The 339-nt window shown below is 74.9% G+C and carries 1 protein-coding gene; it reads right to left on the bottom strand.

The genetic code is table 11. The features are described 5' to 3' along the window. A partial coding sequence (locus tag DEIPI_RS41650; protein ID WP_245588624.1) for an FAD-binding protein occupies window positions 1-339 on the bottom strand: 339 nt, incomplete at both ends.

Here is a 339-nt window from a genome sequence, read left to right as displayed (position 1 = left end):
TGGCCCATGTGGCGGCCTCGAACGCGAGTTCGGCGGCGGCGGCCTCCGCGGCGCGCGCGCCGAACACGAGGCCCTCGGTGAGGCTGTTGCTCGCGAGTCGGTTGGCGCCGTGCAGCTCGCTGGACGCGACCTCCCCGCTCGCGTAGAGGCCGGGCACGTCCGTACGACCCCACGCGTCGGTGACGACGCCGCCCATGCTGTAGTGCGCGGCGGGCCGCACCGGCACGAGGTCTCGCGTGGCGTCCACGCCGTGTCCGAGGAGGCGCGTGTGGATACCGGGAAACCGGGCCCGGACGAAGTCCGCGCCGAGGTGCCGCAGGTTCAGGAAGGCGCCGCCGC

This window comes from Deinococcus pimensis DSM 21231 (assembly GCF_000519345.1).
Lineage (GTDB): Bacteria > Deinococcota > Deinococci > Deinococcales > Deinococcaceae > Deinococcus_A > Deinococcus_A pimensis.
Note: the sequence above shows the minus strand (reverse complement) of the source record. Positions and strands in the feature narration are given on the sequence as shown.